Origin of the sequence: Streptomyces sp. NPDC048483 (genome assembly GCF_040651455.1) — a bacterium.
Classification (GTDB): Bacteria; Actinomycetota; Actinomycetes; order Streptomycetales; family Streptomycetaceae; genus Streptomyces.
Window position 1 is genome coordinate 93,178 of sequence record NZ_JBEZJZ010000022.1, and the last position, 6,677, is coordinate 99,854.

General features: G+C 70.8%; 8 protein-coding genes. 7 read left to right on the top strand and 1 reads right to left on the bottom strand.

The window, feature by feature from the left end; translation table 11 throughout:
- Positions 1-83 precede the first annotated feature (83 nt).
- The 3 genes from AB0D04_RS14810 (at position 84) to AB0D04_RS14820 (ending at position 2,689) form a co-directional block, all read left to right on the top strand.
- Positions 84-284: a hypothetical protein gene (locus AB0D04_RS14810; protein ID WP_362702892.1), complete on the top strand. Its 201-nt coding sequence runs from the start codon at positions 84-86 to the stop codon at positions 282-284.
- Positions 285-386: 102 nt separating this feature from the next.
- Positions 387-947: a hypothetical protein gene (locus AB0D04_RS14815; RefSeq protein WP_362702894.1), complete on the top strand. Its 561-nt coding sequence runs from the start codon at positions 387-389 to the stop codon at positions 945-947.
- Positions 948-1,099: 152 nt separating this feature from the next.
- Entirely contained in the window at positions 1,100-2,689 is a 1,590-nt protein-coding gene (locus tag AB0D04_RS14820) for an MFS transporter (protein ID WP_362702909.1), read from the top strand.
- Positions 2,690-2,985: 296 nt separating this feature from the next.
- On the opposite strand, the gene AB0D04_RS14825 is transcribed toward AB0D04_RS14820, so the two are convergent.
- On the bottom strand, positions 2,986-3,474 hold the full coding sequence (locus AB0D04_RS14825; RefSeq protein ID WP_362702896.1) for an ATP-binding protein: 489 nt from the start codon (positions 3,472-3,474) through the stop codon (positions 2,986-2,988).
- A gap of 246 nt (positions 3,475-3,720) precedes the next feature.
- Between AB0D04_RS14825 and AB0D04_RS14830 the strand changes: the two genes are divergently transcribed.
- From AB0D04_RS14830 to AB0D04_RS14845, 4 genes are all read left to right on the top strand, one after another.
- A complete protein-coding gene (locus AB0D04_RS14830) occupies positions 3,721-4,677 on the top strand; it encodes a hypothetical protein (protein ID WP_362702898.1) in 957 nt (318 codons plus the stop codon).
- A 151-nt stretch (positions 4,678-4,828) separates the two neighbouring features.
- The gene (locus AB0D04_RS14835) at positions 4,829-5,572 is read left to right on the top strand and encodes a YcnI family protein (RefSeq protein ID WP_362702911.1); all 744 of its coding nucleotides are present in this window, start codon (positions 4,829-4,831) and stop codon (positions 5,570-5,572) included.
- Positions 5,573-5,634: 62 nt separating this feature from the next.
- The gene (locus AB0D04_RS14840) at positions 5,635-6,276 is read left to right on the top strand and encodes an SCO family protein (protein WP_362702899.1); all 642 of its coding nucleotides are present in this window, start codon (positions 5,635-5,637) and stop codon (positions 6,274-6,276) included.
- Positions 6,273-6,677 (top strand): copper chaperone PCu(A)C (locus AB0D04_RS14845; RefSeq protein WP_362702901.1); only part of this gene is annotated, 405 nt, incomplete at its 3' end. The genes AB0D04_RS14840 and AB0D04_RS14845, both read left to right, overlap by 4 nt.

Genomic DNA, 6,677 nt, shown 5'->3' on the forward strand with positions numbered 1-6,677 from the left:
CCTTGTCCGGGTGATGCGTCCGAGCCGGGTGGCCGTCCAGCATCGAAGGGCGCGACTTCACCGACGGAGGGGAGGGCACGCTCATGCGCTACGAGTTCCGCGTGACCGGCCATCTGTCGACGGTCGTGGCCGAGGCGTTTCCCGAGCTGGAGAACATGCCCGCTCCGGAGCAGACGGTCCTCTTCGGCCAGGTCACCGACGAGGCCCACCTCCACGGGCTGCTCATCCGCTTCCAGGACCTGGGCCTGCGGGTCCTGGAGCTGCGCCAACTGCCGCAACCATGACAGCCCTGCCGACACCTTGGGGCGCTGCTCCGGTAGAACTTCCCGGCCCCGGGCGCCGTGGCCTGTCCTGCGCGACCTGCCGTTCCCCAGGATGCTGGAGAGGTGAAAGGACACAACGCCGAGCACGACGGGGCCACGGGGCAGGAACCCGCTGAGCCCGCTGCGGCCACTGCGCCCGCTGCGGCCACTGCGGCCCGGAAGACCGACTACGCGGGCGCGGTCTACGGATCGTTGCTCGCCGCTTCGGTGGTGGCGGGGGCGGGAACGCTCGGGTCCTTTCCGCGGCTGGAGCTCGTGCTGCTCCTGCTCGGCACCGGTGTGGTGTTCTGGGCCGCGCACGTCTACGCCCGTCTCGTCGGGGAGCGCCTGGTGCATGAGTCCCTGAGCGGGCAGGAGATCCGCCGGGTCTGCGTGGACGAGTGGCCGATCGTCAAGGTGGCCGTCCCGCCGGCCGTCGCCGTGGCGGTGAGTCCTGTGCTGGGGCTCGGGCCGGACGGCGGGGCGTGGCTGGCGCTCGGCGTGGCGGTGGCCGAGCAGGTGGGGTGGGCGAGCGTCGCGGTGGTCCGGGCCGGCGCCTCGCGTCGCCTGGTGGTGGTCGCCGGCGCGGTCAATCTTCTCCTCGGCCTGATCATCGTGGCCCTCAAGGCCGGGCTCCAGCACTGACTGCCTCTGGCCGGACCCGGCCGTCCGCACCCGGTCGGGTGACGCGACACCGGACAATCGGACAAATCCATCCATTGGGCGCCTAGGCTGAGCCTTCGTGACGGCCGATCACCGACCCGTGCCGCACTTCGGAACCTGTGGAGGTGCACGCAGTGGGGCGCTGGCGGCCACTGGTCATCCTCGGCACGGCACAGTTCCTGATGGTGCTGGACACCTCGGTGATGAACGTATCGATCAGCCAGTTGGTCGAGGACTTCGACACCGAGGTCACCGCGATCCAGGCCGTCATCACCCTCTACACCCTGATCATGGCCGCTTTCATGATCACGGGAGGGAAGTTCGGCGACATGTTCGGCCGCCGCCGCATGTTCGCCTTCGGACTGGTCGTGTACGGAACGGGGTCCGCGCTCACCGCCGTGGCCCCCACCCTGTGGGTGCTCGCGCTCGGCTGGTCGGTGATCGAGGGACTCGGCGCGGCGCTGGTGCTCCCGGCCCTGGCCGCGCTCGTGGCCGGTGCCTACACCGGCCGGGACCGGGCCGTCGCCTATGGGGTCATCGGCGGGCTGGCCGGGGCGGGCATCGCGGTGGGCCCGCTGCTCGGTGGCTGGTTGACGACGTATCTGACGTGGCGGCTGGTCTTCGCCGGGGAGGTCGTCCTGGTGGTGGCCATGCTCTGCCTCATCCGGTGGGTCGAGGACCACCCGCGGCCGGAGCCACGGCCCCGGCTCGACACCGTGGGCGCCGTACTGTCGGCCGTCGGCCTGGCCATCGTGGTCCTGGGTGTCCTGCAGAGCAGCTCCTGGGGATGGCTGAAACCCCGTAACTCCCCGATCACGGTCTTCGGCTTCTCCCTCACCCTCTTCTTCATCGCGGCGGGCGCCGTCGTCCTCTGGCTGTTCCGGGCCTGGGAGCGACGGCAGGAGAGCCGGGGGCGGGAGCCGCTGGTGCGGTTCGCCCTGTTCACGATCCCGCCACTGCGCTCCGGCCTGGGCATGCTGCTCGCCCAGAACCTCATCCTGCTCGGCCTGTTCTTCACCATCCCCCTCTATCTGCAGGTGGTGCAGGGATTCAACGCGTTCCAGACCGGTCTGCGGCTGCTGCCGGTGTCGATCACCATGCTGGTGTCCGCCATGAGCGGCCCCCTCCTCGGCCGGTACACCGGTCCGCGCACGGTCGTACGGGCCGGCCTGCTGGTGCTGTTCCTCGCCGTCGTGTGGCTGCTCGCCACCATCAAGCCCCGCATCGACGACCTGTCCTTCGCCCTGGCGATGGCCCTGCTGGGACTCGGCATGGGGCTCCTCGCCTCGCAGCTGGGCAACGTCGCGCAGTCCAGCGTCGGGGAGTCCGAGCGCAGCGAGGTGGGCGGCCTGCAGTACACCGCCCAGAACCTGGGCTCCTCCCTCGGCACCGCCCTCATCGGCTCCATCCTGATCGGTGCCCTGGTCACCGCATTCACCACGCAGATCGAGGACAACCCGAAGATCTCCGACACGGTGCGCGAGCAGGCCGGTATCGCCATGGAAGCCGGGGTCAGCTTCGTGAGCACCGACGAGATCCGAGCGGCGACCGAGCGCGCCTCACTGCCGCCGGCCGAGGCCGACGCGGTGGTGGACGCCTACGCCCAGGCCCAGCTGAACAGCCTCAAGGCCGCGATTCTTGCGGCCGCCGGCATCACACTCGTCAGCTTCACCTTCACCCGCCACCTGCCCACGGAACGGCTCACCAGGGCTGCTGCCCCATGACGAGAAGTGCACGGGCGCCGCGGCGGCTGGCCCGGCTCGCCCCCGGCCCGCGCGGGCCCGCCAGGAGCCCGCTGCCTGCTTCACCCGCAGAGGGTGGTGTTCAGGCCCTTGGAGCGGCGGAGCCTGGAGGCGACTGCGAGTGGCAGGAGGAAAGCCATGGGCAACCTGTACATGGCGTACGACTATCCGGTGCTGGGCGCTTTCTGGACGGTCATCCTGCACTGACCAGGCCGCCGCACAACCTCCGGCACAGCTGGTTTCAGCAGGTCAGAGCCCGGTTTCCGACGCCTGACCGGTCACGACGCCATCGGCAGCGCCGCGCCCTCCCGCCACTTGAGGATCTTGTCGAAGCTGACCACGGCGCCGCGTCTGCCGGTGCGGTTGCGGTAGCGGACGTGGTCGGTGAGGGCCTCGATCAGAAAGAGTCCTCGGCCGTCCTCGGCGTCTGCGGGGGCCTGCGCCGGACTGCGTACGGGCGCGGGGGTGCGGTCCGCCGGGGTGTGGGACGGGGCCGGGGTGTGTGCGCCACGGAAGCCGGGGCCGGAGTCGGTGACCTCGATGCGGCAGGTGTCGCCGTCGATGAAGGCCGTGACGCGGTAGTCCCCGGTGGGGGCGTCGCCGCCGTGCTCGACGGCGTTGGCGCAGGCCTCGGAGAGGGCGACCGAGAGGTCGTAGCAGATGTCCGGGTCGACGCCGGCCGTCTCCATCGTGCCCAGCAGCAGACGACGGGCGAGTGGCACGCTCGCGGCCTCGCGCCGCAGTTGGAGGGACCACCAGATGCTCATGCTCCAGCCTCCTGGCCACCGCTCGACATACCGATACCTATTGCCGCACCACATGGTCCGTAAGCCTTTCCGGGACGTGACGCCGCTCATTCGGCGGAGGCGGGCAGCGAGCGCATAGGCGGAGGTGTACCGACCCCCGCGCGCTCCCGCGCGCCCCGCCGGGCGCCGTTGCCGCCCCCTGGACGCGACGCCGAGCGGCGCCCTGCCGCAGGCGGGCAATAAGGACAGTGGGATGATGTCGCCGCCATGTCTGCCCCGCCCGCCCCCACAGCGCGCGCAGCCGCCGATCTGCGGCTGCTGAGGGCCGCGGTCTTCACCGCGGTCTGCGTCGCGCTGTCCGCTGCCGGGCACATGATCGCGTCGTTCGCCGCCGTCCCGTTGTGGACGCTGGGCCTCGCCTGCGCCGCCGTCTTCGCTGTCGCGGCCCCTCTGGCCGGGCGGGAACGCTCGCTGCCGGGGATCGCGGCGGGGCTCGCCGTGGGCCAGCTCGCGCTGCATGCGGTGTTTGCGACGGGCCAGCACGTGATGGCGGTGCCCGCGGCCGGAAAGGCCGGTGGGATCGGCGGCATCGGTGGCATCGGTGGCCCCGGTGGTCTCCGCGGGCTGTCGGACCAGGCGGCGGTCGCCATTGCCCGGCATATCACCTGCGGTCTGGGCACCGGCCGGCTGAGCGGCGCGGACGCGCGGCGGATTCTGGGATCCGGTGGCGTGGGCACGGTGATTCCGGGAGGTGGGGCCGGCGGCCCCGCGGGGTCCGGCGGCCCGGCCGGTATGGCCGGCATGTCCGGGATTTCCGCTTCGGCGGTCGGCGACCCGGCAATGTCGCCCTCGGTGATGTCGCCCTCGGCGATGTCCCACTGCCTGCTGCCGTCGCTGCCCATGCTGCTCGGGCATCTGCTCGCGGCGCTCGCCGTCGGATGGCTGCTGCGACGTGGCGAGGCGGCGCTGTGGCGGCTGGTGCGACTGTCGGCCCTGACGGCGTGTGAGGTCGCCGCGCAGGCGCTGGTCGGTGCGCTGCGCTGGGCGCTCACGCTCGTACGTGCCCTGCTCGCGAAGCTCGGCACGGCGCACGACGCGACACGGCGCGCCCCCGTTTCGTACGGGGATGACAAACCCGGTCCGCGGCAGCTCGCGCTCCACCACAGTGTCGTCAGGCGGGGACCGCCCGCCCCCGCCGCCCTCGCCCTCGCCCTCGCGGCCTGACGTACGCGAAGCACGCCCCCACAGAACGGGAACGGGCTCTCGCGCCGTCGCCGCACGCGCGCCAGTCTGTCAACACCCGTTATCTGCACGGTCACTGTGACGCACCCCGTGCAGCTTCTCCTTCCTGTGGAGTGTTTTCCGTATGCCGAAGATGTCGAGCGATCCGAAGATGCCGCGCCTCGCCCGCCGCCTGCCCCTCGTGGGCGCCATCGCCGCAGGCAGCGTGCTGCTGCTCGCGAGCCCGGCCTTTGCGCACGTCAGCGTGCAGCCCGTCGGTACCGCCGAGAAGGGCGGCTACGCCACCGTCAACTTCAAGGTCCCCAATGAGCGCGACGACTCCTCGACGGTGAAGCTCGAGGTCACGCTGCCCACCGACCACCCGCTGGCGTCCGTGATGCCGGAGTCGGTGCCCGGCTGGCAGGTCGACGTGAAGAAGGCCAAGCTCGCCAAGCCGATCGAGATGCACGGCGAGAAGATCACCGAGGCGCCCACGAAGATCATCTGGACCGCGGACGGCAAGGGCATCGAGGCCGGGCGGTTCCAGCAGTTCCCGGTCTCCGTCGGGCAGCTGCCCGAGGACGCCGACCAGCTGGTCTTCAAGGCTCTGCAGACGTACGACAACAAGGATGTCGTGCGCTGGATCGAGCCGACGAAGGAGGGCGCCCCGGAGCCGGAGAACCCGGCGCCGGTGCTCGAGCTCACCGCGGCGACCGGGGACGGCCACCACGGCGGAGCGGACGCCAAGAACGTCGCCCAGGACGCCAAAACCACGGCCGCGGGCAAGGAAAGCGACGACGGTGACACCACGGCGCGCGTCCTGGCCGTCATCGGCATCGTCGCCGGCATCGTCGGGACCGGCTTCGGCCTGTTCGCCGGCCGCCGCCGCAACGCCTGATCACCGACCGGCCGGCGCGCCACCCGCGCCGGCCCGGTCCCCTCTCACTTCCAGAAGGACCCATGCGCAGAAGGACCCTGCTCGCGTCCGCCCTCGCGGCGGCCGCGGCCCTTTCCCTGACCGCCTGCGACGACGACGGCGGCAAGCCCGCCGCAGACGTCTCCGGCTCGACCTCCAAGCCGATCATCACGCTCGACAGCCCGATCGAGAAGCCGGACCTCGTCCTGACCGACACGGCCGGCAAGAAGTACGACCTGCTGGAGAAGACCAAGGGCCATCCGACCCTGATCTACTTCGGCTACACCAACTGCCCGGACGTGTGCCCGCTGACGATGGCCAACCTGGCCGTCGCGGTGAAGGAGCTGCCGAAGGCCGAGCAGGACGATCTGCGGGTCGTGTTCGTGACCTCCGATCCGGAGCGTGACACCCCCGCCGCCCTCAAGAAGTGGCTCGGCGGCATCAACAAGAACTTCATCGGTCTGACCGGCAGGTTCGACACCATCCAGGCGGGCGCGCGCAGCGCGAACATCGGCATCGAGAAGCCGGTCAAGAAGAAGAACGGCGATGTCGTCTCCACGCACGGCGCGCAGGTGCTGCTGAGCTCCCCCAAGGACGACAAGATCCACTGGATGGGCATGCAGGAGGCGACCTCCGGCAACTACACCAAGGCACTTCCGAAGATCATCAAGGGGCAGAACCCGTGAACCGCCGCGCCACCCGCAACCGCCCCCGTACCACCCTCGCCGCCGCCCTCGCCCTCACCGCCGGCCTCGCGCTGGCGGGCTGTGGCGGCGGCGACAGTGCCCCGCGGCTCAAGGTCACCGGCCCGTACATGCCGAAGCCGGTCACCGAGAACATGGCCGGTGCGTTCTTCGTCGTCAAGAACACCGGTGGCACCGCGGACAAGCTGACCTCGGTCACCAGCGACCTGTCCAAGGACATCTCGATCCACAAGACCGTCGGCAACAAGATGGAGCAGGTCACGTCCCTGCCCGTGCCCGCCAACGGGGAGCTCCGGCTCGGCCGCGGCGGCAACCATCTGATGCTCATGGGGCTGAAGAACAAGCCGGCCGAGGGCGACACGGTCACCCTCGAGCTGCACTTC

Excerpts from the sequence above, each read along its gene's own strand:
- AB0D04_RS14810 (WP_362702892.1), top strand. The coding sequence starts at position 84 with ATGCGCTACGAGTTCCGCGTGACCGGCCATCTGTCGACGGTCGTGGCC.
- AB0D04_RS14825 (WP_362702896.1), bottom strand. The coding sequence starts at position 3,474 with ATGAGCATCTGGTGGTCCCTCCAACTGCGGCGCGAGGCCGCGAGCGTG.
- AB0D04_RS14830 (WP_362702898.1), top strand. The coding sequence starts at position 3,721 with ATGTCTGCCCCGCCCGCCCCCACAGCGCGCGCAGCCGCCGATCTGCGG.
- AB0D04_RS14835 (WP_362702911.1), top strand. The coding sequence starts at position 4,829 with ATGTCGAGCGATCCGAAGATGCCGCGCCTCGCCCGCCGCCTGCCCCTC.
- AB0D04_RS14840 (WP_362702899.1), top strand. The coding sequence starts at position 5,635 with ATGCGCAGAAGGACCCTGCTCGCGTCCGCCCTCGCGGCGGCCGCGGCC.